At 71.9% G+C, this 26,030-nt stretch carries 24 protein-coding genes; 17 read left to right on the forward strand and 7 right to left on the reverse strand.

The features are described from left to right. The first annotated feature begins 3 nt into the window (after positions 1-3). From AB0877_RS10850 to AB0877_RS10860, 3 genes are all read left to right on the forward strand, one after another. Complete coding sequence (locus AB0877_RS10850) at positions 4-1,344, forward strand: aminotransferase class I/II-fold pyridoxal phosphate-dependent enzyme (RefSeq protein ID WP_366608364.1); 1,341 nt, start codon at positions 4-6, stop codon at positions 1,342-1,344. Between the two features lie 364 nt (positions 1,345-1,708). After that, positions 1,709-2,413 carry a UdgX family uracil-DNA binding protein gene (locus tag AB0877_RS10855; RefSeq protein ID WP_366608365.1) on the forward strand — a complete coding sequence of 235 codons (705 nt, stop codon included), beginning with the start codon at positions 1,709-1,711 and terminating at the stop codon, positions 2,411-2,413. A gap of 199 nt (positions 2,414-2,612) precedes the next feature. After that, positions 2,613-2,738 (forward strand): hypothetical protein, encoded by a 126-nt coding sequence (locus tag AB0877_RS10860; protein ID WP_366608366.1) that lies wholly within the window; start codon positions 2,613-2,615, stop codon positions 2,736-2,738. Positions 2,739-2,744: 6 nt separating this feature from the next. Here AB0877_RS10860 and AB0877_RS10865 read toward each other — a convergent pair whose 3' ends face one another. Then, the gene (locus AB0877_RS10865) at positions 2,745-3,098 is read right to left on the reverse strand and encodes a nuclear transport factor 2 family protein (protein ID WP_366608367.1); all 354 of its coding nucleotides are present in this window, start codon (positions 3,096-3,098) and stop codon (positions 2,745-2,747) included. Positions 3,099-3,212: 114 nt separating this feature from the next. Here AB0877_RS10865 and AB0877_RS10870 point away from each other — a divergent pair, with 114 nt between their 5' ends. The 6 genes from AB0877_RS10870 to rny all read left to right on the forward strand — a co-directional run bounded on the left by AB0877_RS10870 (position 3,213) and on the right by rny (position 9,809). Then, positions 3,213-4,604: an MFS transporter gene (locus AB0877_RS10870; protein ID WP_366608368.1), complete on the forward strand. Its 1,392-nt coding sequence runs from the start codon at positions 3,213-3,215 to the stop codon at positions 4,602-4,604. Positions 4,605-4,609: 5 nt separating this feature from the next. Next, positions 4,610-4,810: a DUF3046 domain-containing protein gene (locus tag AB0877_RS10875; protein ID WP_366608369.1), complete on the forward strand. Its 201-nt coding sequence runs from the start codon at positions 4,610-4,612 to the stop codon at positions 4,808-4,810. Between the two features lie 184 nt (positions 4,811-4,994). Continuing rightward, entirely contained in the window at positions 4,995-6,041 is a 1,047-nt protein-coding gene (gene recA / locus AB0877_RS10880) for a recombinase RecA (protein ID WP_366608370.1), read from the forward strand. Between the two features lie 14 nt (positions 6,042-6,055). Then, a complete protein-coding gene (locus AB0877_RS10885) occupies positions 6,056-6,745 on the forward strand; it encodes a regulatory protein RecX (protein WP_366608371.1) in 690 nt (229 codons plus the stop codon). Positions 6,746-6,782: 37 nt separating this feature from the next. Next, entirely contained in the window at positions 6,783-7,487 is a 705-nt protein-coding gene (locus AB0877_RS10890) for a 3-keto-5-aminohexanoate cleavage protein (RefSeq protein ID WP_366608372.1), read from the forward strand. Between the two features lie 555 nt (positions 7,488-8,042). Continuing rightward, on the forward strand, positions 8,043-9,809 hold the full coding sequence (gene rny / locus AB0877_RS10895; protein ID WP_366608373.1) for a ribonuclease Y: 1,767 nt from the start codon (positions 8,043-8,045) through the stop codon (positions 9,807-9,809). Between the two features lie 99 nt (positions 9,810-9,908). Here the strand turns inward: rny and AB0877_RS10900 are convergent, their stop codons facing one another. From AB0877_RS10900 to AB0877_RS10915, 4 genes are read right to left on the reverse strand one after another with little or no spacing between them, the layout of a single operon-like run. Continuing rightward, entirely contained in the window at positions 9,909-10,895 is a 987-nt protein-coding gene (locus AB0877_RS10900; RefSeq protein ID WP_366608374.1) for an amino acid ABC transporter permease, read from the reverse strand. Further along, a complete protein-coding gene (locus AB0877_RS10905; protein WP_112586661.1) occupies positions 10,892-11,599 on the reverse strand; it encodes an amino acid ABC transporter permease in 708 nt (235 codons plus the stop codon). Before AB0877_RS10905 ends, AB0877_RS10900 begins: the two co-directional genes overlap by 4 nt. A 41-nt stretch (positions 11,600-11,640) precedes the next feature. Next, a complete protein-coding gene (locus AB0877_RS10910; protein WP_366608375.1) occupies positions 11,641-12,519 on the reverse strand; it encodes a glutamate ABC transporter substrate-binding protein in 879 nt (292 codons plus the stop codon). A gap of 56 nt (positions 12,520-12,575) precedes the next feature. After that, a complete protein-coding gene (locus AB0877_RS10915) occupies positions 12,576-13,331 on the reverse strand; it encodes an amino acid ABC transporter ATP-binding protein (protein WP_366608376.1) in 756 nt (251 codons plus the stop codon). 195 nt (positions 13,332-13,526) lie between these two features. Here AB0877_RS10915 and selD point away from each other — a divergent pair, with 195 nt between their 5' ends. Together selD and AB0877_RS10925 are read left to right on the forward strand one after the other, a co-directional pair. Further along, the gene (gene selD / locus AB0877_RS10920; RefSeq protein ID WP_366608377.1) at positions 13,527-14,516 is read left to right on the forward strand and encodes a selenide, water dikinase SelD; all 990 of its coding nucleotides are present in this window, start codon (positions 13,527-13,529) and stop codon (positions 14,514-14,516) included. A 249-nt stretch (positions 14,517-14,765) separates the two neighbouring features. After that, complete coding sequence (locus tag AB0877_RS10925; protein ID WP_355009925.1) at positions 14,766-15,245, forward strand: hypothetical protein; 480 nt, start codon at positions 14,766-14,768, stop codon at positions 15,243-15,245. A gap of 49 nt (positions 15,246-15,294) precedes the next feature. Here AB0877_RS10925 and AB0877_RS10930 read toward each other — a convergent pair whose 3' ends face one another. Next, positions 15,295-15,531, reverse strand: a complete 237-nt coding sequence (locus AB0877_RS10930) for a DUF2277 family protein (RefSeq protein ID WP_366608378.1) — start codon at positions 15,529-15,531, stop codon at positions 15,295-15,297. 163 nt (positions 15,532-15,694) lie between these two features. Between AB0877_RS10930 and AB0877_RS10935 the strand changes: the two genes are divergently transcribed. From AB0877_RS10935 to fxsT, 6 genes are read left to right on the forward strand one after another with little or no spacing between them, the layout of a single operon-like run. Next, complete coding sequence (locus AB0877_RS10935) at positions 15,695-15,883, forward strand: hypothetical protein (protein WP_366608379.1); 189 nt, start codon at positions 15,695-15,697, stop codon at positions 15,881-15,883. A gap of 30 nt (positions 15,884-15,913) precedes the next feature. Continuing rightward, on the forward strand, positions 15,914-18,253 hold the full coding sequence (locus AB0877_RS10940; protein WP_366608380.1) for an FxsB family cyclophane-forming radical SAM/SPASM peptide maturase: 2,340 nt from the start codon (positions 15,914-15,916) through the stop codon (positions 18,251-18,253). Continuing rightward, entirely contained in the window at positions 18,237-19,061 is an 825-nt protein-coding gene (locus AB0877_RS10945) for an AAC(3) family N-acetyltransferase (RefSeq protein WP_366608381.1), read from the forward strand. Before AB0877_RS10940 ends, AB0877_RS10945 begins: the two co-directional genes overlap by 17 nt. A gap of 51 nt (positions 19,062-19,112) precedes the next feature. Continuing rightward, complete coding sequence (locus AB0877_RS10950) at positions 19,113-19,772, forward strand: TIR-like protein FxsC (RefSeq protein ID WP_366608382.1); 660 nt, start codon at positions 19,113-19,115, stop codon at positions 19,770-19,772. After that, positions 19,769-21,040, forward strand: a complete 1,272-nt coding sequence (locus AB0877_RS10955; protein ID WP_366608383.1) for a TIR-like protein FxsC — start codon at positions 19,769-19,771, stop codon at positions 21,038-21,040. Before AB0877_RS10950 ends, AB0877_RS10955 begins: the two co-directional genes overlap by 4 nt. Continuing rightward, positions 21,037-24,903 carry an FxSxx-COOH system tetratricopeptide repeat protein gene (gene fxsT / locus AB0877_RS10960; RefSeq protein WP_366608384.1) on the forward strand — a complete coding sequence of 1,289 codons (3,867 nt, stop codon included), beginning with the start codon at positions 21,037-21,039 and terminating at the stop codon, positions 24,901-24,903. The genes AB0877_RS10955 and fxsT overlap by 4 nt, the downstream gene beginning before the upstream one ends. A gap of 55 nt (positions 24,904-24,958) precedes the next feature. Here fxsT and AB0877_RS10965 read toward each other — a convergent pair whose 3' ends face one another. Next, positions 24,959-25,867: an alpha/beta hydrolase gene (locus AB0877_RS10965; protein ID WP_366608385.1), complete on the reverse strand. Its 909-nt coding sequence runs from the start codon at positions 25,865-25,867 to the stop codon at positions 24,959-24,961. Between the last annotated feature and the right edge of the window lie 163 nt (positions 25,868-26,030).

Below are 26,030 nucleotides of genomic sequence, written 5' to 3' on the forward strand. Positions count from 1 at the left end.
TTTGTGTCAGCACAGTATCAGTTCACCGGTACGGCAGCCGTCGAGATTTCGGCCAGCATCGAGTCGGGCATCCGGGCCGGCGCCCTGTCGCCGGGAGCCGCCCTGCCGCCCGTGCGGGCGCTCGCCACCGAGTTGGGGGTCAGTCCGGCCACCGTCGCCCGCGCCTACCAGGAGCTACGCCAGCGCGGCCTGCTGGCCACCGCTGGTCGGCACGGCACCCGGGTGCGTCCCCGCCCGCCGGTGGCCGCCCGTCGCTCCGCACTGCGCACCCCACCGCTGCCCGGCGTCCGAGACCTGTCCCGCGGGGAACCTGACCCCCGTCTGCTGCCGCCGCTGGGCCCGCACCTGGCGGCGCTCGCCACCGAGAACGGCCCGACGGTCGGCTACTCCGATGCCGGAGTCCTGCCCGAACTGGCCGAGGCGGCCCGCGCCCGGCTGCGCGCCGATGGTGTACCGGCCGGGGAGTTGACCCTCACCGGCGGTGCGCTGGACGGCATCGAGCGGTTGCTCGGCGCCCACCTGCGTCCCGGCGACGCGGTGGCGGTCGAGGACCCGGGCTGGGCCAACCTGCTCGACCTCGTCGCCGCGCTGGGCCTGCGCCCGATCGGCGTACCGGTGGACGACGAGGGGCCGTTGGTCGCCGGGGTGGCCGCGGCACTCGCCGCCGGAGCGCGGGCGCTGATCGTCACCAGCCGGGCACAGAATCCGACCGGTGCCGCCGTCTCCGCGGCCCGCGCCGAGGCGCTGCGGACGCTACTCGCCGGCCGACGGGACCTGTTGGTGATCGAGGACGACCACGCGGCCGAACTGGCCTTCGTACCCTTGCATCCGCTCGCCGGTGCGACGGCGAGTTGGGCCTTCCTCCGCTCGGTGAGCAAGCCCTTCGGCCCGGACCTGCGGCTGGCGGTGCTGGTCGGCGACGAGACGACCGTGGCCCGGGTGAGCGGCCGTACCCGGGTCGGTGCCGGCTGGGTCTCCACCGTGCTGCAACGTCTGGTGCTCGCTCTCTGGCGGGACCCGGCGGTCACCGAGTTGGTGCGGCGGGCGGCGCAGAGCTACGAGCAGCGCCGCGAAGGGCTGCTCGCCGCGCTGGCCGAACACGGCCTGACCGCACACGGCCGCAGCGGCATCAACGTCTGGTTGCCGGTCGCGGACGAGACCAGCACCGTGACAGCGCTCCGCGACGCCGGCTGGGCGGTGGCCCCCGGCGCGCTCTACCGGATCGCCGCCCCGCCGGCCCTGCGCATCACCGTCAGCTCCCTGGACGCTGCCGACCTGGCCCCGCTGGCCGCCGCCCTGGCCCACGCCGAAAACCCACCCCCCACCAAGGGCTTCCCCACCTGACAACCCCGCCCCCGCCCCGCCCGCCCCGCCCCCGCCCCACCCCACCCCGCCCCCGCGATCTTGCAGTTTCTGTTGTCGAAATGTCCGGCGTGTGGGCATTGGTCTGCACAGAAAGTGCAAGATCGCGGGGATTCGGGACGGCGGGGACGGGTATGCGGGCGCCCGGAGGTGGGGGACATGGCTTCTGGTGGGGCTCGTAAGGGGATCTGGATCGCCATCGCGGTGGCGATCATCATCATCGTGATCGTGCTGATCGCGATCGCGTCCGGCGGCGACGGCGGCGGGAACGGGTACTGACGCGTTGGGGCCGGGACGCCGGGGGCGTTTCCGGCGGTGAGCATCGAACGGGTATATAACAGTCGGCATGGCCGAGCAGACCGGGAGCGCTCCGGGCGCCCAGCGGTTCATCCCGCCCGACGCCGACACCATTGACGACCTGCGCACCGCCGCGGGCGGCTGTCGGGGCTGCGAGCTGTACCGGGACGCCTCGCAGACGGTCTTCGGCCGGGGCGACGAGAGCGCCCGCGTGGTGCTCGTCGGCGAGCAGCCCGGCGACATGGAGGACCAGAAGGGGCTGCCCTTCGTCGGCCCGGCCGGTCGCCTGCTGCGCCGCGCGGTCGACGACGCCGGGCTGGACCCGGGTCACCTTTACTTGACAAATGCCGTAAAGCATTTTCGTTTTGAGCTGCGCGGCAAGCGGCGGATCCACCAGACCCCGGACCAGACGCACATCACCGCCTGCCGCCCCTGGTTGGTCGCCGAGTTCGCCCGGCTGCGTCCGGAGGTCGTGGTGGTGCTCGGCGCGACCGCCGCCAAGGCGCTGCTGGGCCCGTCCTTCCGGGTCACCCGGCAGCGGGGCGAGCTGCTGCCCTGGCCGGAGTCGGCCCAGCACCCCGCGGACTTCGAGCAGGTGCCGGTGGACAACGCCGGAAAGCGGGCCGACGCGCCACCGGCTCGGTTGCTGGCCACCATCCACCCGTCCGCCGTCCTGCGGGCCGACGACCAGGACAAGGCGTACGAGGGGCTGGTCGCCGACCTCACCGTCGTCACCCGCGCCCTGCCCGGCTAGGGACTGTGTCAAAGCCCCTGGCCGGCCTGCGGCGGGCCCAGGCGACAACCGGCAGCCGGACGAGGCCACCCGGGCCGCGCTCCCCGGTTATCTGGCCGAGCAGCGGCGGGCCACCTGGGCGGCGCTGCTGGCCATCCTGGGCATCTGCCTCGGGCTGGTCCTGCTCGCTCTGCTCGCCGCCGACAACGAGGGCTTCGCGGTGATCTTCGGTGTGGTCGCCGCCGTCAGTGTGGCCGTCGCCGTACGTACCCTGACCCGGATCCGTCGGCTGGCATCCCTGCTGGCCGCGCCCAACCCACCGGAGACACCAGGATCGTGCGGGTAGAGCGGCTCAGCCGCCCGCCGTGATCTTGCTGAACACGTCCTTGGCGGCGATCAGGCCACCGCGCACCAGATAGAGATCGACTCCGCGGAGCACGGTCCCGTCCTCCGCCGGCGGCCAGCTCCACTCGCACCAGACCCGATCGCCGGCCGAGCGGACCGCTTCGAGGGCCGGCCCGGGGCCGAGCTGGTCGGCGAAGGCGCGGCACACGGCATCCCGGCCGCGCAGGGTGACCGCCGGCCCGTCCCAGGCGCTCGGGCTGTAGCTCACGTCCCCGGCGAGGCAGGCCGACACCGCGGCCAGGTCGCCCCGGTGCCACGCCGCGTTGAACCGCTCGACCACCACCATCCCGGCATCGCTCACCCGGGCACCATAGGCGTGGGGGCGCGCCGGTCGCGACCCCGTTGCGGCGACATCCACTGCCGCTGGTAGATGTGGGTGCGCGAAGATGAGCCACCCCTTCCGACAGGAGCGTCGATGGCGACCGACCTGACCGCGCCGCGTACCGTCGCCCGACCCGACGTGGCGTCCATCCAGCGCCGTACCCTGCGGCTGCTCTTCACCACCCAGATCATCGGCGGGATCGGCGTGACCATCGGCATCGCCGTGGGCGCGCTGCTCGCGGCACGGATCGCCGGGACGGCGGTGGCCGGTGTCGCGCAGAGCGCCGGGGTGGTCGGTGCCGCGCTGCTCGCCGTCCCGGTCACCCGGATCATGGCGCGGCACGGCCGCCGGCCGGGCCTGGTGCTGGCGTACTCGGTCGGTGCCGTCGGCGGCCTGCTGGTGGTGCTGGCCGCTGCCACCCGCTGGGTGCCGCTGCTCTTCCTCGGCATGCTGCTCTTCGGCGGGGGCACCGCGGCGAACCTCCAGGCCCGCTACACGGCCGTGGACCTCGCCGAGCCGGTCCGCCGGGGGCGGCAGCTCTCCCTGATCGTCTGGGCCACCACCATCGGTGCGGTGGCCGCGCCGAACTTCGCCGCGCTGGCCGATCGCGTCACCACCGGGTGGGGGTTGCCCCCGTTGGCCGGCCCGTTCGCGTTCAGCGCGGCCGCTTTCGTGCTGGCTGCCGTCGTACTCCTCGGGTTGCTCCGGCCCGACCCGCTGCTCACGGCGCGGCGGCTCGCGGCGGCCGACGCACCGACCACCGACCTGCCACCGGCCGCCGACGCGACGGCGACCGCTGTGGCGGCCGAGGCGCCGGCGGCGGGTGGCGGCGCGATGCCGGCCGCCGCGCCGGTCAAGGCGCGCGTGCCGCGCGGCGCCGGGATGCGTGCGGCCTGGTCGGTGGTACGCGGACAGCCCGCCGCCCGACTCGGCATCGCCGCCGTGGCGGTGGGTCACCTGGTGATGGTGGCGGTGATGGCGATGACTCCGGTCCGGCTCGGTGAGTCGCATGCCGACGCCGACGTGTTGCGGCTGGTCGGGATCGTGCTGAGCCTGCACATCGCCGGCATGTACGCGTTCTCCCCGGTGGTGGGTTGGCTCACCGACCGGCTCGGTCGACGGGCGGTGATCCTCGGTGGGGTCGTGCTGCTGCTGGCGGCCTGCGCGGTGGCCGGCACCGCCGGGCACCACACGCCTCGGCTCTCGGTCGGTCTGGTTCTGCTCGGGTTGGGCTGGTCGGGAACGATGGTGGCCGGCTCGACCCTGCTGTCCGAGTCGGTGGCGGCGGCGGTGCGGCCGAGCGTCCAGGGGCTGTCCGACCTGATCATGGGGTTGGCCGGGGCCGGGGCCGCCGTGCTCAGCGGGTTTGTCATGCAGTTCGCCGGTTATCCCGTGCTCACCCTGCTCGCGGCGGTCGCGGTGGCGCCCCTGGTGGCGCTAGCGTTGCGCCCGGTGCCGACCGGGGCACCGGACGAGGAGGGCTGATCACTGTGCGGCTGACCGACTTCTGGACGCGGCTGGACGAGGCGTTCGGGCCCGGCTACGCGGCCAGCCTCGCCCGCGATCAGGTGCTGTCCCAGCTCGGCGGGCGGACCATCGAGCAGGCCCTGGCATCGGGGGAGCAGACGCACGTGGTGTGGCGGGCGGTTTGTGCCGCGTACCCCGACCGAGTGCCCGCGCGACTACGCTGAGCAGCCTTTTTGCCGGTTCCGCGTGTCACTTGTCGAGTCGTACACCTGTTCGGCTATTGTCCACAGCGGGGTGCTCGTCCACAGCTCGCGGCCCGTCGGCTGGTTTTCTGTCGGACCTAGCGCCTAGCGTGTCCGCGTGACGCGAAGCTCAGCAAAGACGCCGGCGAAGGCAGGGGTGGCAACCATGGCAGCAGGGCCTGACCGGGAGAAGGCACTCGACCTTGCTCTCGCTCAGATTGACAAGCAGTTCGGCAAGGGCTCGGTGATGCGGCTGGGCGACCGGCCGGTCGTCCAGACCGCGATCATTCCGACCGGCTCCATCGCGCTCGATGTGGCCCTCGGCATCGGCGGCCTGCCCCGTGGCCGGGTGGTCGAGATCTACGGTCCCGAGTCCAGCGGTAAGACCACTGTGGCACTGCACTCGGTGGCCAACGCCCAGCGCAACGGCGGCATCGCCGCCTTCATCGACGCCGAGCACGCGCTCGACCCGGAGTACGCGAAGGCCCTCGGCGTCGACACCGACGCGATGCTGGTTTCCCAGCCGGACACCGGCGAGCAGGCGCTGGAGATCGCGGACATGCTGATCCGCTCCGGCGCTCTGGACATCATCGTGATCGACTCGGTGGCGGCCCTGGTGCCGCGCGCCGAGATCGAGGGCGAGATGGGCGACAGCCACGTGGGCCTCCAGGCCCGGCTGATGAGCCAGGCGCTCCGGAAGATCACCGGTGTGCTTAGCAACACCGGCACCACGGCGATCTTCATCAACCAGCTGCGGGAAAAGATCGGTGTCATGTTCGGCAGCCCGGAGACCACCACCGGTGGTCGGGCGCTGAAGTTCTACGCCTCGGTCCGGCTCGACGTGCGACGCATCGAGAGCCTCAAGGACGGCACCGACGTGGTCGGTAACCGCACCCGGGTCAAGGTCGTGAAGAACAAGGTCGCCGCGCCGTTCAAGCAGGCCGAGTTCGACATCATGTACGGCAAGGGCATCTCGCGTGAGGGCTCGCTGATCGACGTCGGCGTGGAGCAGGCGATCATCCGCAAGTCCGGAGCGTGGTACACGTACGACGGCGACCAGCTCGGCCAGGGCAAGGAGAAGGCCCGGGAGTTCCTGAAGGAGAACCCGGACGTGGCCGCCGAGATCGAGAAGAAGATCCTGGAGAAGCTCGGCGTCGGGGTCGGCGCGGGTGACGCCGCCGGTGGCCCGGAGCTGCCGCCGGTCGACTTCTGACCGGTCGCTGACCGATGGCAGGACGACGCGCTCGTACGGGGCGGGGCTGGGATGCCAGTCCGCCTCGTACGGGCGACGCCGCTGACCCACCGCGTCCCCGTCGGGGCCGCCGGGCCGAATCGCCGGCGGACGAGCCGGCGCCCCCACCCCGCGACGAGTCCGAGGTGGCCCGCGAGATCTGTCTGCGCCAGCTTGCCGTCCGGCCCCGCACCCGGGCCGAGCTGGCCGGGGCGTTGGCGAAGCGGGGCATCTCCGAGGAGGTCTCGGCCGAGGTGCTCGACCGGTACGACGAGGTCGGCATCATCGACGACGCCGCGTTCGCCCGGGCCTGGGTGTCCAGCCGGCACACCGGGCGTGGCCTCGCTCGCCGGGCACTCGCCAACGAGCTGCGCCGCAAGGGCGTGGATGGCGAGGTGGCCACCGAGGCGCTCGGTGAGCTGGACGAGGAGACCGAGGCGGACACCGCCCGTAGCCTGGTGGAGCGCAAGCTGCGCACCGCCCGAGGCGAGCCGGACGCGGTGTTCCGGCGGCTGGTCGGCATGCTGGCCCGCAAGGGCTATCCGCCCGGCGTGGCCATCCGGGCGGTGAAGGACGCGCTCGCCGCGCAGAGCGCCGAGGCGGCCGAGTTCGCCGAGCAGATCGACGCTGACGCGCTCGCCGACGCCGAGGGTGAGCTCGAGCGCGACAACCGTCTGGTCGAGTGAGCGGTCCGCTGCGACTCCCGATGGAGGTGCGGGCCCGATGTTGAAGGCATGTCTGAACGGCGGGCACGGCCGGGAGGCCCATCCGGCCGTGCCGCTGACGGCGGCGGAGCTGGCCGCCGACGCGGCCCGCTGCGCGGCGCTCGGCGTGGCGGCCGTCCATGTCCATCCCCGGGACGAGGCCGGTGCCGAGTCGCTGAGGCCGGCGGTGGTCGCCGACGCGCTGACCGCGATCCGTGCCGCTCGGCCGGGGCTGCCGGTCGGGGTGAGCACCGGCGCCTGGATCTCGCCGGATCCGGCTGCCCGCGTGGCCGCCGTCCGGGCCTGGCCGGTGCTGCCCGACTTCGCCTCGGTCAACGCGCACGAGCCCGGTGCCGAGGTGGTCGCGGCCGCCCTGCACGAGCGTGGTGTGCTCGTCGAGGCAGGGCTGTGGACGCTCGACGCGCTCGCGGCGTACCGGCGGTGGCGGGTGCCGGCCGGACGGGTTCTGGTCGAGTGCATGGCCGAGGACGTGGCTGTCGCGTTGGCCGACGCCTCCCGGATTCTCGCCGCGCTGCCGGCGGGCGCGCCGTCGGTGCTGCTGCACGGCGAGGGTCCGGCGACCTGGCCGGTCCTCGCCGAGGCGGTGCGCCGGGGTCTGGACACCCGAATCGGGCTCGAGGACACCCTGTGCCTGCCGGACGGCTCACCCGCCGGGGGCAACGCGGCACTGGTCGTCGCGGCGGTGGCGGTCGGAGCCGGCTGACGTCTGGTGAGACGGTTCCGTCACACCTCGCTTGTCGTCGGCCGCGTCCGACAGCCGGCTGGACGGCGCTGAGCAGGCCCAACACGTCAAGGCCCGCGCACGCCTCGCGGAGTTTGTCCCCTCCTGTCCGGCGAAATATCAGCTCGTGGTGACGGTTCAACTTCTCTCCGTTCGGGGGGTTTGATCATGAGTCCTTGACCAGAACACCCCTGGAGACCTAGCCTCGCCATACAGGCTCACATTGCCCGACCAGCGCAGGCTAAGCGCACAACATAGATCGCGTAACAAGACAGCATCACTTTGGCCGACTCCGCGGCCTTTGGCGGCAGTTCCGGACAGGCCGGTCCGGAACGCTGCGACAACTGCACCCGGTCGCCGACGCTGCCCCCTGGGCACCGCCGGCGGAGAAAGCTACCCACGGCCAGCCGCTCCGGTCGGGCGTCCACAGCCGCAGGAGTGTGCCCCCGGCACAGTCGCTGCGGTCTCGACGTTAGGGGAGGCGGCCATGGCGGGGCGGCGGCACAGGTTCAGCGGTAGACCCGACGGGGTCCCGGCATGAACGCGTTCGACGTCGTGCTCCTCGCGGCCGTCCTCGTCCTCGCGGTGGTGGTGATCGGGGCCGTGCTGGTCGGCATCCGGACACTGCGCCGGATGGGCGCCGCGCCGGCGCCGGAGGATCCCGCCTTCATCGCCGAGAAGGACCGCCAGGAGCAGTCGCTGGCCGCCCTGCGCACCGCGGCCGACGAGGCGAACAGCACGATCGACGTGGCGAAGTCGGCGGCGGCGGCGGCCCGTACCGAGGCGGCGGCGGCGAAGGCCGAGGCGAAGGCGGCCCGTGCCGAGGCACGGCGGGTCCTCGACGACGCCCGGGCTGAGGCGGACACCGTTCTGGAGCGCGCCCACAAGCAGGCCGAGACGGACGCCGAACAGTTGCGGACGGCAGCCCGGCGCAGCGGCGAACGGGAGGTCGCCGTGCTCGCCGCCACCACCCGGGAGCAGGCCGCCGAGGTGGAACGTCGGGCCGCTCGGATGGACGAGCGGGAACGGATGCACACCGAGGAGGTGGAGCGGTTCGCCGAGCGGGAACGGCAGCTCACCGCCGCGAAGGCCGCCCTCGCCGCCCGGGAGGCCGCGCTCGCCCAGCGCGAGGCCGAGCTGACCGAGTCGGAGGAGCTACGCCGCCGGGAGCTGGAGCGGGTCGCCGGTCTCACCGCCGACTCGGCGCGACTGGAACTGGTCGACGCCATCGAGACGTCTGCCAAGCGGGAAGCGGCGCTGCTCGTGCGGGACATCGAGTCCGACGCGCGCAACACGGCCGAGCAGCGCGCCCGACACATCGTGGTGGACGCGATCCAGCGGGTCGCCAGCGAGCAGACCGCGGAGAGCGTGGTCAGCGTCCTGCACCTCCCCGGTGACGAGATGAAGGGGCGGATCATCGGCCGGGAAGGGCGCAACATCCGCGCCTTCGAGTCGGTGACCGGCGTCAACCTGATCATCGACGACACCCCCGAGGCGGTGCTGCTCTCCTGCTTCGACCCGGTACGTCGCGAGGTGGGTCGGGTGACCCTGGAGAAGCTGGTCCTGGACGGACGCATCCACCCGCACCGGATCGAGGAGGTCTACGACCTGGCCCGGCAGGAGGTGGAGCAGCTCTGTCTCCGGGCCGCCGAGGACGCCCTCGTCGAAGTCGGCATCACCGAGATCCACCCGGAGCTGGTGACCCTGCTCGGTCGGCTGCGCTACCGCACCTCGTACGGGCAGAACGTGCTCAAGCACCTGGTCGAGACCGCCCACATCGCCGGCATCATGGCCGCCGAGCTGCGGTTGGACGTGCCGATCATCAAACGGTCGGCGTTCCTGCACGACATCGGCAAGGCGCTCACCCACGAGGTGGAGGGCAGCCACGCCATCATCGGCGCGGACCTGGCCCGCAAGTACGGCGAGCACGAGGACGTGGTGCACGCCATCGAGGCGCACCACAACGAGGTGCCGCCGCAGACCATCGAGGCCGTGCTCACCCAGGCGTCCGACGCCTGTTCCGGTGGTCGGCCGGGCGCGCGCCGGGAAAGCCTGGAGGCGTACGTCAAGCGGCTGGAGCGGATCGAGGAGATCGCGGCCGGCAAGCTCGGCGTGGACAAGGTCTTCGCCATGCAGGCCGGTCGTGAGATCCGGGTGATGGTCAAGCCGGACGACGTGGACGACATCGGGGCGGCGGTGCTGGCCCGCGACGTGGCCAAGCAGATCGAGGAGGAGCTGACCTACCCGGGTCAGATCCGGGTCACGGTGGTCCGCGAGTCCCGGGTCACCGAGATCGCCCGCTGAGTAGGCCGGCGGCGCTCGCCGAACAAGCACTGGCAGATGATCGAAGGCCGCCCCGAACTGCTCGGGGCGGCCTTCGGGCTTCTGGTCGGTGTGGGTGGCTCAGACGCCGCCGCCTCCGATGCCGCCTCCACCGCCCTCGGCCTGGGACATCAGGGCCGCAGGGGGCGGGTTCTGTGCCGGGGTGCCGGCGGTCTTGCGGCCCCGGGCGAGCCGCGTTTGGACGTACTGGGCGAGCTTCGACAGCGAGTAGTTCACCACGATGAAGAGCACGGCGATCACGACGTAGACCTGGATCGGGTTGCTCAGCACGCCGATGAGCTGCTTGCCGATGTTCAGGGTCTCCTCGTAGCTGATGATGAATCCCAGCGAGGTGTCCTTGAGCACGACGACGAGCTGGCTGATCAGCGCCGGCAGCATGACCCGGAAGGCCTGCGGCAGCAGGATCATCCGGGTGGTCTGTCCCGGGGCGAGCCCGATGGCGGCGGCGGCTTCCGCCTGACCGCCGGGCAGCCCCTCCATGCCGGAGCGGAGGATCTCGCCGATCACCACCGAGTTGTAGATGGTGAGGCCGATGACCAGGTACCAGAAGTTGTCGAGATAGAGGCCGAACTCGGGGAAACCGCGGGCCACGAAGAAGATGGTGAGCACGACGGGCAGGCCGCGGAACACCTCGACGCAGACCCGGGTGACCGCCGACAGCACCCTGCTCAGCCCGCGCAGCAGGTACGCCATCGGCGTCGCCACGTCGGTGAAGCGCCGTCGGATCAGACTCTTGAGCTGGATCCGCAGCACGGCGAGCAGCGTGCCGACCACCAGTGACGCCACGATGGCCAGGGCCGCCGCGAGCAGGGTGTTCTTGAAACCGAGGCCGATCCGCTCCCACACCTGGGAGAAGTTCTCGTTGGAGGGGTCGATCAGCGGGCCCCACAGCTCCATCGAGAGCTGGCCGTTCTCGTCCAGGGGCCGGTAGATCAGGAGGTACGCCCCGACGAGCAGGACCACGCCGGCGACGATGCTGCTGATCAGGGTGATCCGCCGTTGCCGGGGGCCGGGGACGTCGTAGAGGACGCTGGTCTGCTGACTCATCGGGCCACCGCCTGTCGCTTCTCGATCCGGTCCAGCAGAGCGCCGAGCGGCACGGTCATGATCAGGTAGCCGATCGAGATGCCGATGGCGACCGGGACGAAGGCGTAGCCCTCGGCTCCGGTGAGCTGATCGGCCGTGGCGGACAGGTCACCAGCGACCCCGAAGAAGCCGGCGAGCGCCGAATTCTTGATCATCGCGATGATCACGGAACCGAGCGGGACGATCGAGGCCTTCCAGGACTGCGGCAGCACCACGTAGCGCAGGTTCTGCCCGAAGGTCAGGCCCAGTGACCGCGCCGCCTCCGCCTGGCCGGCGGGCACCGCGTTGACCCCGGACCGTAACGCCTCGCAGACGAACGCCGCGGTGTAGAGCACCAGGGCGATCAGGGCGAAGCGAAAATACGGAAGGTCGGTGCCGAGCCGGGTGAACAGCGAGTCGAGCACCGGGATGCGGAGGAAGTCCGCGTTGGAGCCGAGCGCCGGCAGGCCGAACGCGGCGAAGAACATCACCACGGTCAGCGGCATGTTGCGGAAGACGTTCACGTAGCCGGTGCCGAGCGCGCGCAGCGGCGGCACCGGTGAGATGCGCAGCACCGCCACGATGGCGCCCAGGACGAGGGCACCGATCGCGGCGAGGATGCAGATCTGGAGGGTGAGCCAGAAACCACCCGCAAAGACGTCGAACTTGTCGATGAGCACGTTCACGGGTCGGTGTTCCTCCCCACCCTCCAGATCGAAGGATCAGATCAGTAGCGGTTGACGGTCGGTGCCGAGCCCAGTTCCGCGCCGAACTTGCCGGCGGTGTCGTCCCAGGCCTTCTTCCAGCTGCCGTCGCCGACCGCCTTGTCCAGCGTGTCGTTGATGAAGCTCCGGAAGTCCGCGTCCTCCTTCTTCACCCCGATGCCGTACGGCTCCTTGGTGAAGTTGCTGCCGGCCAGCTTGAACGACGCCTCGTCCTTGGCGATGTAGCCGAGCAGGATCACGTTGTCAGTGGTGACGGCGTCGACCTGGCCGCTCTTGAGGGCGTCGCGGCACTTGTCGTACGTGTCGAAGGGCACCAGCTGGGTGCCGACGTCCTTGACGTACTTCTTGATCTCCTCGAACGGCGTGGAGCCGGTGACCGAGCAGACCTTCTTGGTGCCGTCCTTGAAGGAGTCCGGACCGGTGATGCTGGTGTCGTCCTTCTTGACCATGATGTTCTGGCCGGCCTCGTAGTACGGGCCTGCGAAGGCGATCCGCTCCTTGCGCTTGTCGTTGATCGTGTAGGTCGCGGCGACCAGGTCGACGGTGCCGTTGACGATCACGTCCTCGCGGACCTTGGAGGGGGCCTCGACCCACTCGATCTTGTCCTCGGGGATGCCGAGCTCCTTGACGATGATCTTGGCGATCTCGACGTCGAAGCCCTCCGGCTTGCCCGAGAGGCCCTTCAGGCCGAAGCCCGGCTGGTCGAACTTGGTGCCGATCTTGATCTTCTGGGCCTTGTTCAGCTTCTCCATGGTGGTGCCGGCGGCGAAGGACTTGCTGCCCGCGCCGGTGCCCTCCCCGCCGTCGTCGCCACCACAGGCGGTGAGGCCGAGCGCCAGAGCGGCGACCGCGGCGACTGCCGCAACGCGCTTGATACGCATACTCTTCTCCTTCTTCAACGGAGCCCACCGAGTACGGCGCGCTCCACTACGGACGCCTAGTGCGTGAGGATCTTGGAGAGGAAGTCTCGGGCCCGCTCGCTGCGCGGGTTCGCGAAGAACTCCGCCGGTGGGGCGTCCTCGACCAGTTGCCCGTCAGCCATGAAGATGACCCGGTTCGCCGCGTGCCGGGCGAAGCCCATCTCGTGGGTCACCACGACCATCGTCATGCCGTCGCTGGCCAGCGAGGTCATCACGTCGAGGACCTCACCGACCATCTCCGGGTCCAGGGCGCTGGTCGGCTCGTCGAAGAGCATCGCCTTGGGCTGCATGGCCAGCGCCCGGGCGATGGCCACCCGCTGCTGCTGACCGCCGGAGAGCTGGGCCGGGAACTTATCCGCCTGGTTGGCGATGCCGACCCGGTCGAGCAGGGCCAGGCCGCGCTCGCGGGCGGCGGAGGGCTTCTCCTTGCGGACCTTGATCGGGCCGAGGGTGACGTTCTCCAGGATGGTCTTGTGCGCGAAGAGGTTGAACGACTGGAAGACCATGCCCACCTCGCTGCGCAGCTTCGCGAGGGGCTTGCCCTCGGCCGGCAGCGGCTGACCGTCGAAGGTGATGGTGCCCGAGTTGATCGGTTCCAGTCGGTTGATCGTGCGGCACAGCGTCGACTTGCCGGAGCCGGACGGGCCGATCACCACGACCACCTCGCCCCGACCCACCGACAGTGAGACGTCGTCCAGCACGTGCAGCGGCCCGAACCACTTGTTGACCGCGTCCAGCACGATGAGCGGTTCGCCCGTCGTCACGTCGTCCACCGTCCCCTGTCGTCTCCCGGATCGGGGTCGGTTGACCCCCGGTGCGGCCACTGTAGGCGGCCTGATGTGGCAGAACGCAACCCAGCGGGTCACGGAGCGGTAACACCGGTCACGATCGTTCTCAGGCGTCCGATTTTGGTCACCGGATGGGTGGTCGCGGTGGCGATCGTGGCGCCTTGTCGCGATCATGGGTGGATGACCGAACCCGTACGGTTGACCGAGTACGCCCGCGGCGGTGGCTGCGCCTGCAAGATCCCGCCGGGCGAGCTGGAGATCATGGTGGCCGGTCTCGGCCCGGCAACCGGCACCGCCGAGTTGCTGGTCGGGTTGGACCACGGCGACGACGCGGCGGTGGTGCGCCTGGACGAGCGGACCGGCGTGGTCAGCACCGCCGACTTCTTCACCCCGGTCGTCGACGACGCGTACGACTGGGGTCGGATCGCTGCGGCCAACGCGCTCTCCGACGTGTACGCGATGGGCGGCACCCCGCTGGTGGCGCTCAACCTGCTCTGCTGGCCGCGCGACGTGCTGCCGCTGGAGTTGGCTCGTGAGGTGCTGCGCGGCGGCCAGGACGTGGCGCGGGAGGCGGGCTGTCACCTGGCCGGCGGGCACAGCGTGGACGACGACGGCCCGAAGTACGGTCTCGCGGTCACCGGCACGGTTCGCCCGGAGGAGCTGATCACTCTCGACGCCGGCCGGGCCGGGGTGCCGTTGTCGCTGACCAAGCCGCTCGGGGTGGGTGTGCTGAACACCCGGCACAAGGCGACGGGGGAGAGCTTCCCGGAGGCGGTGGCCACGATGAGCGTGCTCAACCGGGAGGCCGCCCGTGCGGCGGTCGCCGCCGGCATCCGGTGCGGCACCGACGTGACCGGGTTCGGGCTGCTCGGGCACGCCTCGAAGCTGGCCCGGGCCAGCCAGGTCACGGTGGCCATCGACACCGCCCGAGTGCCCTACCTGGCCGGCGCGCGGGAGGCACTGCGCGACGGGTTCGTCAGCGGCGGCAGCCGGCGCAACCTGGAGTGGGTGACCCGGTGGACCGACTTCGGCGCGGCGGACGAGGCGGAGCGGCTGCTGCTGGCCGACGCGCAGACCTCCGGCGGCCTGCTGGTCGCCGGCGAGGTGCCCGGCGCTCCGGTGGTGGGCGAGCTGCTGCCCCGCGGGGACCACCTGGTCGTCCTGCGCTGACCGGGGCGGTCGACCCGCCGGACACGCGGTCGACCCGCTGCGGGACACGCGGTGGCGGTGGTGCGGATGGCGCACCATACCCGATAAACTGTCACCTTCCCGCTACTCCGAGCAATGCCGCTCAGGGAAATTTTGCCCGGAATGGTCACAGACCGGTAACTTGCCCCCGGCTGGGGTCAAATGCCCCCCACCATCGTGGGTAAGGCCCGATCCGGAGGCCGGTGGGGACGAACGCAGCGAGGAGGCGGAATGACCGAGCTGTGGAACTGGAGAATCGACGGGGCTCAACCCGTGGAGGTCTACCCGGCGTTGGCGGAGGCGCTTGGTCGGGTGGTGATGCCGCTGGCGGTGGCCGACCCGGCGCGGCTGCCGGCGTACGCGGTGGTGTGTGACGTCTGGCAGGCGCCGGGCGAATTCGCGACGGTGGTGGACTGCTACGGGGTGCCCGAGCAGCTCTCCGAGCACGCGAGCATCGCCGCACTGGCCCGATTGCTGGGCCGCAACTGCCTGTTGCGCGACGACACGCTCGACGCGGGCCGGCACCTGCTCGTCGCTCCGGACGGCACGGTCCGTCCGGTGCACTTCGACGTGCGGGACACCGAGGACGGCGAGGTGCTCAGCAGGCTGCGGCTCTGCTCGCTGGGTGACCCGGGTTGTCGCGGCTGGTCGCAGTGTCACCGCTCGCGCTGGGCACCCGACACTGTCGCACCAGTGCTCGCCGCGGCCTGACCTCGTCCAGGGGTCAGGCCCGGCCGGGTGCCGTGCCGGTCAGCGGCGATCAGCCGGCGGTGGTGGCCGACCGGTCGGTGGTGCCCCGCACCACCAGTTGGTCGAGCAGGACGCGCGTCGCCTCGGCCACGGTGGCCACCGCGGCGTCGAACGCGGCGGCGTTGTGCGCGGCGGGCGCCCGGAAGCCCGAGATCTTCCGGACGTACTGCAACGCTGCCGCCTCGACGTCCGCGTCGGTCACCTGCGGGGTGAACGGCTCACGCAGCGTCTTGATGCTCCGGCACATGTGAGTTCCTCCTCCGCGTCCCGAGGGCTGCCACTCGCCGTACGGGCGATGGTACCGACGGTGACACTGGGTCGATATTTGTCTATCCTGATCACGGACCAGAGCTGTTCGAGCCACATCCGCCGCTCGCGCTTCCAGCGCCCCGGGCCCCCGGAGACTCATTGTGGACCATGCCCCCACCCGCCCGTCCCGTCCCGACCTGGACGATCTCACCCGTAGCCTGCACACCCCCCTGGATCGGATCGCCGTCGAGCACGCCGATCTGATCGAGGCGGTGCGCAGGCGGGTCGTCGCCGACGACTCCGCGCCGTCGGGCACCGTGGCCGTCGCCGCCTTCAACTCGTCCATCTGACCGATGGTCTGCCGGTGCGACCCACTAGGGGTGGGCGGCCCCTGCCGGCGGATCAGCCAGTTCGTGCTGAAGGTGCACAGCCGGTGTGACCTGAGCTGCGACCACTGCTATGTCTACCAGCACGCCGACCAGACCTGGCGTGGTCGCCCGGTGCGGATGCCGCTGGCCACGGTTCGGGCCGTCGCGCGGCGGATCGCCGAGCACGCCCGCGAGCACGCGTTGCCGGTCGCGCACGTGGTGCTGCACGGCGGTGAGCCGTTGCTGCTGGGGGCCGCGGGACTACGGGAGGTGCTGGCCGAACTGCGCGCGGCGATCACCCCCTGGACGCGACTCGACCTGCGCATGCAGACCAACGGCGTGCTGCTCGACGAGGAGCTGTGCCGGCTGTTCGTCGAGTACGAGGTGCGGGTCGGCGTGTCCCTCGACGGCGACCGGGCCGCCAACGACCGCCATCGGGTCTTCGCCCACGGCGGAAGCAGCCACGAGCAGGTCCGCCGGGCGTTGGCCCTGCTCCGTCGACCGGAGCACCGCGCCAGCTACGCCGGCATCCTCTGCACGATCGACGTCCGCAACGATCCCGACCGGGTGTACGAGGCGCTGCTGGCCGAGAGCCCACCTCGGGTCGACCTGTTGCTTCCCCACGCCACGTGGGACCATCCGCCGCAGCGGCCCGGCCCGGAGCCGACCCCGTACGCGGACTGGCTGGGGCGGATCCACCGCCGGTGGGTGGACGACGGTCGGCCGATGTCGATCCGGATGTTCGAGGCGCTGCGCCCGGGTGGCGGCGGCACCGAGGCGTTCGGCCTCGCACCAGCCGACGTGTTGGTCGTCGAGGCGGACGGGACCTGGGAGCAGGTCGACTCACTGAAGACCGCGTACCACGGCGCGGCCGGCACCGGGTTCGACGTGTTCGACCACTCGGTGGACGAGGTCACGCGGCACCCCGGGGTAGCCGTCCGGCAGGACGGCGTGGCCGGGCTCTGCGCGACCTGCCGGGCCTGCCCGGTGGTCGACCGGTGCGGCGGCGGCCTGTACGCGCACCGGTGGCGGACCGGCTCCGGTTTCGACAACCCCTCGGTGTACTGCGCCGACCTGCTGCGCCTGATCCACACCGTGGACGCCCACCCGCCGCCCACCGCACCCGTGCCGCAGCAGCGGCAGGCCGACTCACCGCCGTCGCGCGCAGAGTCCACCACTTCGCCCGTTGACGGGGTGCTCGACGACCTGGCCAGCGGGTACGGGTCGGCGGAGACGCTCGGGCTGCTCGCCGCCACCCAACTCTCACTCACCCGGGCGCTGCTGGCGGCCTGCCGCGGCCGGTCCGGCGCCATCGCCGCCTGGGAGTTGCTCGTTCACCTCGACCAGGCGGCGCCGGAGGCGGTACGGGCGGTCCTGGCGCACCCCTTCGCCCGGCCCGCGCTGGTGCATCGCCTCGACACATCGGCCCTGACCGGCCCCAGCGCGCCGAGCGACCCTCTGCCGGCCTTCGCTCTCGCAGCGGCCCTGCGGGCAGGCGTCGCTGCTGCGGTGCGGGTCCCGGTGTGGGGCGACACGGTCACGGTGCCCACGCTCGGCAGCCTGGTGCTGCCCGGCCTCAGTGGGAGCGCCGAGGTGACCACACGGCCTGGCGAGTTCCGGATCCGCAGTGGGTCGGTCGAGCAGATGGTGCTGCTCGATCCGACGGCACCACCGTCGCCCGGCTGGCAACCGACGCGCGGCGTGTCGGTGCCCGGTGGCCGGCTGCTCATCGAGGACGGTGATCCGTACCGCGACTGCTACGGCCAACCGGTCCAGTCCCGCCTGGACGCTCCGGCGGCGCGGGCGTTGGGGCGTACCCTGGCGCAGGCCTGGCGGGTCGTGCACCGGGACGTGCCGGCGCACGCGGCGGCGCTCGACGGCGGCCTGCGTGCCGTCGTGCCCCTGGCGCCCGACCCGGCGCGACCCCTGCGCAGCGCCACCGCCCGGCACGCGTTCGGCGCGGTCGCCGTCACACCCCACCCCGACCCGGAGACGATGGCGGTGCTGCTCGTGCACGAGTGGCAGCACGCGAAGCTGGGTGCGGTGCTCGACCTGTACGACCTGGTCGAACCCGGCCGGGATGCCCGGATCCGGGTGCCCTGGCGCCCCGACCCGAGGCCACCGGAGGGCGTCCTCCAGGGCGTCTACGCCCACCTCGCGGTCACCCAGGTCTGGCAGTCCCGGGCGGTCACCGACGGCGGCGACGCGTGGGCGCACGCCGCCCACTTCCTGGCGTGGACCCGCGACGGTGCGGACGCGCTGCTGGCCAGCCGGTCGCTCACCGCGGCGGGTGAGCGGTTCGTGGGCCGGCTGCGCCACGCCTTGGAGGAGACCCGTGTCGGGGCCGGCTGAGCGCCTGCCGTCCACACTGGGGCGCCGTCGCCTCGCCGACGACCTGCGGACGTTGGGCGTCGACCCAGGGACCTGCCTGCTGGTGCACTGCGCTCTGCGACGGGTGGGTCCGCTGGAGCACGGCCCGGCGACCCTCGCCGGCGCGCTGCGCGACGTCCTCGGCCCGGCCGGCACGCTGCTGGTGCCCACCCAGACCGACGGCAACTCGACCACCTCCCGGGCCCACCTGGCGGCCGTCGCCGGCATGGGCCCGGCGCAGCGCCAGCGGTACGAAGCGGCGCTGCCGGGCTGGGACCGCCGGACCACGCCGTCGCAGCGGATGGGGGCGCTCGCCGAGTACGTCCGGTGTGCCCCCGGTGCCGTGCGCAGCGACCATCCGCAGACCTCGTTCGCCGCGCTCGGCCCTCAGGCCCGGCAGCTCACCGACGGCCACGACCTCACCTGCCACCTCGGGGAGCGCTCACCGATCGGTGAGCTCTACGCGGCGGACGGGCAGATCCTGCTGCTCGGCCTCGGCTACGAGGCGTGCAGCACACTGCACCTGGCGGAGTACCGCCTGCCGGTGCCGCCGCCCGAGCGTGACTACCACTGCTTCCGGCGTGTCGACGGGCGGCGGGTTCGACTCGACTTCCGGGCTCCCGACCTGGACGACCAGGACTTCCCGGCGGTTGGTGCCGCGCTCGACGGAACGCCGTTGGTGCGCCACGGTCGGGTGGGGCGGGCCGAGGCCCGCCTGCTGCCAGCACGATCCACTGTCGACTTCGCGACTGCCTGGTTCGCCACGAACCGGTTGGCAGCTCAACGGTGAGGCGGGGACTACGCTGATGTTCCGACCGCGGTGGAAGGCGGAGGGGCGACGGTGAGCACTGTGGACGCACCCTTCAGCGCACCCGCCCCACTCTTTTTCGTCAGCTGTTCACGAGCGCTGGTCGCCCGCGCGACCGGCGAACCCGCCGAGTACGTCTCCCGCTTCTTCGAAGACCTCTCCGTCCACGTCAGCGAACTGGTTGGCCCGGTGACCGGGATGAACGCCGGCTTCCTGGACACCTCCATCGAGGACGGGGATCGCTGGAGCCCAGAGCTGCTCCACGCCGCCGGCACCTGCCAGGTCTTCGTTCCGCTGGTGTCCAGGGCGCTGCTCGGCAGTGCCTCGTGTGGCCGCGAGTGGGACGCGTTCTCCCGCCGACGAATCACCCCGCGGCGCAGCTCGGCCTCGCCCCACGAGACGGCGATCGTGCCCGTCGCCTGGTTGCCGACGAACGGCGTGGTACTGCCTCGGGTGCTCCGCGACGTCCAGCGCTTCTCCGCGACCGCGTTGCCGGATCCCGACATCGCGGTGCACCACCAGCGGGAGGGGGTCCATGGCTTGCTGACCATGCGGTGGGAGAACGTGTACCGGGCGGTCGTCTGGCGGCTCGCGCAGCGGATCGTGGCCATCCACCGCTCGTACCTGGTCGAGCCCTGGGTGCCGGAGAGCGTGGACGAGCTGCGCAACAAATTCGCCGAGGAGCAGGAGTGAGCCCGCCGCCGGACCGGCGCCGACCGGGAGCGCGTGGGACGTACTTCTTCCTGAGCTACGCCCACTCCGCCCCGCCGCCGGGCGCCCGTGCCGGTGCCGACGTCTGGGTCGGCCAGTTCTTCGCCGACCTGACCGACGAGGTGCGGCGTCAGGCTCGACCTGTCGCCGGCATGCGGATCGGCTTCTTCGACCAGCAGATCCCGTTGGGCGCCGACTGGAAGGCGGCCCTCGCCGAGGCGCTCGCTGACGCCGAGGTCTTCGTCCCGCTCTACTCACCCGGCTACTTCAGTCGCCCGTGGGCGCTGGGGGAGCGGGAGTCCTTCCGCGCCCGGTTGGCCGCCGCCGGGCCGGCCCAGGTCACCGCCGGCCACCTCACTCCGGTGCTGTGGATCCCGTTCCCGCCGTGGGAGGCCCATCCGGAGTTGGACGATGCCCTGGACCTGGGTCGGGACGTCCCGGCATACGCTGCCGACGGCCTGCGCGCGTTCTGCATGCTGTCCGTGTACCGAGCGCAGTACGAGCTGCTGCTGAGCCGCCTGGCGAGCCGGATCGTCCACACCGCCGAGCGACGACCGATCGGCCCGTCCAGGGCGCCCGGCCTGGACGAGGTCGTCCGCCCGGCGCCGACCGACCCGGACTTCGTGGTGGCCGTCCTGGCTCCGACCCGGGACCGACTGCCGACCGATCGCGACCCCGCCGGCTACGCCTCCAGCGGCCGGCTCTGGCGGCCGTACGGGGGGCGCCAGCAGCTACCCGCCGCCGAGTACGCGGCCAGCACCGCCGAGCGGCTCGGGCTCTCGGCCCGTACCGAGGACTTCGCGCAGGCCTCCGCGTTGCTCGACCGGCGGCCGGCCGTGCTGCTTGTCGACCCGTGGATCGCGGCGGTGCCGGCCGCGGCCGCGGTGCTCGCCCGCATGCTGCACGGTCTGCGGCAGTGGGTCGTGCCGTTGGTGGTCACCGACGACGACGACAGCCAGAACGCCACCCGCTGGGCCACCGAGGTGACCGAGTTGCTGCACGACGCCGGTCTGCCCCAGGTGAAGCGCGCGGGCAGCATGCCGGAGTTCGTCGACCTGATGCCCGCGCTGGTCACCGAGGCACGCCGGCAGTTCCTCAGGTACGGCCCGGTCGTTCCCTTCGAACCACAGCCGGAGCCGGTGCCGAGCTTGCGTGACGGCCTGCCCATCGCCGTCCCGACCGTCCCGACCGACCCCGCGTCGCGGTCTGATGATCCGGCCCCACCGCATCCCTTCGGTGAGGATCGATGAACAACGATCGCAAAGGCCAGGTCGTCACCTTCTACTCGTACAAGGGGGGAACGGGTCGGACGATGGCGCTGGCCAACGTGGCCTGGATCCTGGCCGCCAGCGGCCGGCGGGTGCTCGTCGCCGACTGGGACCTCGAGTCACCCGGTCTGCACCGCTTCTTCCATCCGTTCCTCGACGCCGAGGCGATCCAGGGCACCAGCGGTGTGATCGACATGATTCGTGACTACGAGTGGGAGACCACCCGGGTCGACGACCGACCGGACCGCTGGATGGAGCAGTACGCGCGGGTCGGACGGCACGCGTTCTCGCTGCGCTGGAACTTTCCCGACGGCGGTGGTCTCGACTTCCTCTCCGCCGGCCGGCAGAACAGCGACTACGCCGTCTCGGTGAGCGGGATGGACTGGGACAACTTCTACAACCGGCTGGGCGGCGCGCAGTTCTTCGAGGCGGTGCGGGCGGACATGAAGCGCCAGTACGACTTCGCCCTGATCGACAGCCGGACGGGGTTGAGCGACGTCGCCGACGTCTGCTCCCTGCACCTGCCGGACACCCTTGTCGACTGCTTCACCCTCAGCGACCAGGGCATCGACGGCGCGGCCCGGGTGGCGCACTCGGTCCGCGACCGGTATCGGCGGCGCGACATCCGAGTGCTGCCGGTGCCGATGCGGGTCGACCAGGCCGAGCAGGAGCGGGCCGAGGCGGGCCGTCTGCTGGCCATGCGCCGGTTCGCCGGGTTGCCGGCCGGCATGACCGAAGCGGAGCGGCGGCGTTACTGGGCCGCGGTGGAGGTCCCGTATCGACCGTTCTACGCGTACGAGGAGATCCTCGCGACGTTCGGCGACCCGCCGGGCTCACCGACGTCGCTGCTGGCCGCGTTCGAGACGTTGACCGGGATCCTCACCGACGGCGCGGTGACCGCGCTGCCGGTGATGGACGAGTCGGTGCGGGAGCGGGGTAAGGCCCGTTTCCGCCGACGCACCGAGGCTATCGACGACCAGATCGTGCTCCGGTACGCGCCGGAGGACGCCATCTGGGCCGAGTGGCTGGAGCGGGTGCTCAGCTCGGCCGGGCTGCGAGTGGTAGAGCCCGGGACGGCCGTCGGGTCCGCCGGCACGCCGGCCCCGCGCACACTGACGGTGGTCTCGCCGGCGTACGTGGCGACGCCGTCCGCTGGTATGCCCGACCGGACCACGAGCACCGGCTCCGCGGCCCTGGCCGTGTACGTCGCCGACCTGCGCCCGTTGGCCGAGTTCCCATCGCAAAGCTGCACCAACCTGGTCAACGTGAGCGCCGCGACCGCCGTGGAGCGGGTTTTGCGGCTGGTCGGCCGGCCGGTGCCGTCGTCGGCGGACGGCCCGGCGGGTGTAAGTGCCCGCTATCCCGGCACCGAGCCGTTGATCTTCAATGCTCCGAACCGGAACGCCCGGTTCACCGGCCGGGAGGTCGACCTGACGCTGCTGCGCGCGCAGTTGCAGAGCGGGGGTAGCGCGGTGGTGCTGCCGGTCGCCCTGCAGGGCATGGGCGGCGTCGGCAAGACGCAGGTGGCGTTGGAATACGTGCACCGGTTCAAGGCCGCGTACGACGTGGTCTGGTGGATCGTGGCGGACCCGCCGCAGTTCGTCGACACCGCCCTCGTCGACCTCGCCGCTCGTCTCGGCATCCTCACCGGGCCCACCCTGCCCGACACGGTCCGCTCGGTGCTCCAGGTACTCGGCCGTGGCGAGCCGTACGAGCGGTGGCTCGTGGTGCTGGACAACGCCGAAGAGCTCGACCAGATCGAGCCCTTCCTGCCGCAGGGCCCCGGGCACGTGCTGCTGACCTCCCGCAACCGCGCCTGGGGTGACCGGGCGAACCCGATTCAGGTGGACGTCTTCGATCGCACCGAGAGCGTGGCGCACCTCGCCCAGCGGGTGTCCACGATCAGCGCAGAGGAGGCCGACCGGGTGGCCGAGGCGCTCGGCGACCTGCCGATCGCGGTGGCCGCGGCGGGGGCCTGGCTCGCCGACACCGGCACGTCGGTCGCCGACTACCTGCGGCAGATCGAGCGACACGGCCCCAGCGCCCTCTCCGTGGAGGCGACCTGGGACCTGTCGCTGAACCGGCTGCTCGAGCAGGCGCCCGCCGCGTACCGGTTGTTGCAGCTCTGCTCGGTGATGGCTCCCGAGATCGCCCTCGACCTCATCTACAGCGACGAGATGGCGGCTGCTCTCGTGCCGTTCGACCCGTCCGTTTCCGAGCGGCTGGTGCGCGGTGCCCTGGTGCAGCAGATCAACCGCCTGGCCTTGCTCAAACTCGACGTCCAGGGCGGTCGGGTCCAGGTGCACCGGCTGTTGCAGGCGGTGGTCCGCGACCGGATGACCGACGACGAGATCACCGCCGCCCGACACCAGGTGCACCTGGTGCTGGCCGCGTCCCGGCCCCGTGGCGACGTGGACGACCCGAGCGCCTGGACCCGGCTGCGCATGCTCTGGCCGCACCTGGAGGTCTCCGCAGCGATGACCTGCCTGGACGAGTCGGTGTGTCAGCTGCTGATCGACCGGGTCCGTTATCTGTGGCAGCGCGGCGGTCTGGACCAGGCCGACGTGTTCAGCCAGGAGGTGGACGACACCTGGAGCGCCCGACTCGGGGACACGCACGACGAGGTCGAGGCATCGGCGCTCAGCCGCCAACTGCTGCATCTGCGCTTCAACCGGGCGAACATCTGGCGCTGCCTGGGCCGGTTCGACGAGGCCCGGGACCTGGACGAGGCGGTGCTGGCCGAGCAACGTCGGCTGCTGGGCCCGCTGCACCCGCACAGTCTGATGACCGCCGGCAGCCTCGGCGGTGACCTGCGGGCGCTCGGCCGCTACGCCGAGGCCCTGGAACGGGACCGGTCCACCTACGCCTCCTGGCTCCAGGTGTTCGGCGAGGACCATCCCCGCACGTTGAGCGCCGCCAACAACCTCGCTGTCTCGTACCGACTGGTCGGTGACTACCGGTCGGCCCGTCGCTGGGACGAGGAGGTGCACCAGCGGCGGCGGCTGGTGCTCGGCCCCACCCATCCCTACACCCTCGTCTCCGCCGTGCGGCTGGGCAGCGACCTGCGGGAAGCTGGCGAGTACGAGAGGTCGGCCGCCCTGCTGCGCGCTGTGTACGAGACGCACTGCGAGGTGCTCGGGCCGGATGACGGCAAGACTCTGGCGGCGCAGGTCAATCTGGCGGTGTCCCTGCGCAGCTGCGGCCGGGGGAGCGAGGCGGCGCCGATGTTCGAAGCGGCCTACCGCGAACTCGACGAACGCTTCGGGCCGGACAACCCGGACACGGTGGCGTGCCGATCGAGCAGGGCGGCGAACCTGTTGGCCGTCGGCGACGCGGCCCGGGCGCTGACCGAGATGAACGCCGTGCGGGTGGCGTTCGAGGAGCAGCTCCAGCTCGGCCCGGAGCACCCGCACGCTCTGGCGACGGTGAGCAACATCTCGGCGGCGCAGCGGGCGCTCGGACGCAGGTCGGACGCCCTCGCCTCGGCGGCCCGGGCGGTCGGCGAGTTGCGCAAGGTGCTCGGGCCGGACCACCCGCACACCCTCGCGGCGGAGGTCAACCAGGCGGTGTGCCTCGCCGAGGAGGGTGACGGGGAGCTGGCGCGGGACCGGCTGCGGGAGACCGCCAGCCGGCTGGCCACGGTGATCGGCGCGGACCACCCCGACACGCTGCGCTGCCTCGGTGATCTCGCCCTGGTAGCGAAGCGGGCCGGCGACAGCAGCGCCGAGGACATCGGCGTCGTGGTGAACCGGCTGGCCGAGGTGATCGGCCCGGAGCACCCGACGGTGCAGACCCTGCGCGAACGGAGGTTCGTGGTCCGGGTGATCGACCCACACACCATCTGAGCGGGGTGTTCGGCGGGCGGCCGGCCGGGGCGGCCCACCGGTCGCGGCCGGACGGTCAGAGCCCTGGGCTGGTCGCGAGGTCCGGTGTGGTCAGCCAGTTCAGGGTCTGCGGGAGGATCTCCACCGCCCCGAAGTGCGCGGTGCCAGGCTGCACCTGCACCTCGGCGCGCGCGATCCGCGAGGCGAGCCAGTGCGAGTGCTCCACCGGGGAGAAGCGGTCCTGCTCGCCGTGCCAGAGCCGGACCTCCGCGCGGATGGTGCCCAGGTCGAACCCCCAGCCACGCCGGATCGCCAGCACGTCGTCGATCCAACCCTCGGGGCCGTGGCGCAGCGCCTCGGAGTACATGTCGGTCAGCAATCGGCGGATCGCGACGTCGTCGACGACCCGGATGTCCTCGTCGGGCAGATGGGGGCGGAGGAAGTCCAGCAGCGTCATCGGGTCCCGCCGGCCCTCGTCCGCGCGGACCTTCAGGTTGAGCGTGAGCGCGGCCAGGTCGTCGTCGGCCTGCCCGTAGTCCGCCACGTTCGATTCCGCCATCCCGGCGTACCAGTCCAGGTCGGGCGCGCCCGCCGGGGCGAGCCCCACCAGTACGGCGGCCCGGGTGACCCGGTCCGGCAGCAGCGCGGCACAGGCCAGGGCGTGCGGCCCACCACCGGAGCGGCCCACCACCGCGAACCGCTCGATGCCGAGGTCGTCGGCGATCGCCGCCACGTCGGCCGCCGCGTCGGCCACCAGACGACCTTCGTGCCGGTCGGAGTCGCCGTACCCGGGCCGGTCGTAGCAGACGAGTTGCACGCCGAGCCGGCTGACGACGATGCCGCGGGGTCGGGGCCCGCTGCGGCTGCCCGGGGTGCCGTGCAGCAGGAAGACCGGGAGGCCGTCCGCCGCGCCGGAGGTCTCCACGGCGAGGTGCCGTCCGTCCGGGGCTATGACGGTGCGTTGTGCCGCATCTTGTCGCGTCACGTGTGGCCTCCCGCGGGTCGTCCTGCGCTGCCCGGCTGAGCGGAGCCGCGCAGCGGCCCTGAATACGAAGACCCCGAATCGCCCGGGGTCACGTTCTGTGCCGCAGCGTACTGTCCGCCGTTAACCCTTGCCAGGGGCCGCCGGGTCGACGCCGCAGGACCGG

The organism is Micromonospora sp. NPDC047644 (assembly GCF_040704315.1).
Taxonomy (GTDB): Bacteria; Actinomycetota; Actinomycetes; order Mycobacteriales; family Micromonosporaceae; genus Micromonospora.